This window comes from Winogradskyella rapida, from assembly GCF_042675845.1.
Classification (GTDB): Bacteria; Bacteroidota; Bacteroidia; order Flavobacteriales; family Flavobacteriaceae; genus Winogradskyella; species Winogradskyella rapida.
This window is the reverse complement of sequence record NZ_JBHTKM010000020.1, coordinates 1-1,347: the sequence shown is the minus strand read 5'-3', so window position 1 is coordinate 1,347 and position 1,347 is coordinate 1. Positions and strand designations below refer to the sequence as shown.

1 protein-coding gene is annotated in these 1,347 nt (G+C 32.4%); it reads left to right on the top strand.

Annotated features, from left to right (window positions below; all coding sequences use genetic code 11):
* Positions 1-638 precede the first annotated feature (638 nt).
* Positions 639-1,109 (top strand): hypothetical protein, encoded by a 471-nt coding sequence (locus ACFQ13_RS05905; protein WP_386115132.1) that lies wholly within the window; start codon positions 639-641, stop codon positions 1,107-1,109.
* The last annotated feature ends 238 nt before the right edge of the window (positions 1,110-1,347 follow it).

Here is a 1,347-nt window from a genome sequence, read left to right as displayed (position 1 = left end):
TACTTGCGAAAATTCCTGCGGAATTTTCACGGGTTCGTTTAAGTTTGCTAACTTAGTTGCCTAACCACGCAACTAACCATACACAAACACGTTAGCAGCAAGCAATCACGTTTTGCTATTACCTTTCCTAATCCAAGAGTTTTTTATTCCTAGTCACAATTAAATTCTCATCTGGATAATCTAGCGTAATAAGCAATACGGAATATTAACGCAGAATTAACCACTCAGTCGGATAAGGTAAATTGACAAGTAACACGGATTAACAACGCTGGATAATAGAAACCTTTAGACATTAGATTTTAAACGATCATTATAGAAAGCCAACAAACTACTCACTCTACTCTGCTTTAATTTTAAAAAGCTTTACGGCCGATCTGAACGTGAAAAAACTAATTTGAAACTAATTAGACACCGATAAGGAATTATACGCTAAAATCAATGTCAGAGTTCTTTAATGAAACCGCGTATAATTAAAAGCCGGCTGCTAACACCGTGTATAATTAATTGCTAGGTTCTTCCGTACTTGCGAATATTCCTGCGGAATTTTCACGGGTTCGTAAATGTTTGTTAACTTAGTTGCCTAACCACGCAACTAACCATACACAACAACGTTGTAACACATTTAAAACCAATCATAATTGAACAAAAATCATAAATTTGAAACTCTGACAACCGAAAAAATAAAGCGGAATTTTAAGCTGATTAATTCATCTTATTTTTCAGAGATTATTTATGGCGAAAATCGCACATTTTTTGACTTGTATTTAAATGTTGGAACAAAAGGAATTTTAGAAAATCAAACAAAAACATATAATGAACTAATTGAAAATCTGAATGAATATTTGACTAAAATTAGTGAATATCTAAAATCGACTTATACAAACTCTGAAAAGAAGAAAGCGGCTGAACTGAATAAAATAAAGCTGAATATTAGTGTTGTTCAAATCTCAGATAAAAACAAAGACTTTGATACAGTTATAGTTTGCGAAAAAGAATACAAATATTTCGGAATTCTCAAAAAAAATATTGGAATAAGAACCGAAATTAAAAATGGTCGAATAACAACAATGGAAAGAAAAGCGGATACATTAAAAGAAAATCTGAAATAAAAAACGTGTTACAACACCGTGTATAATTAATTGCTGTGTAAGTGCTCATCTGGAATATTCCTTCGGAATATTCACAGGTTCGTACCTTTTTGTTAACTTACTCGCTAAACCACGCAACTAACCATACACAAAACCGTTAGCAGCAAGCAGTCACGTTTTGCTAATGTCTTTCCTAATCAAAGAGTTTTTTATTCCTAGTCACGATTAAATTCTCATCTGGATAATCTAACGTGATAAG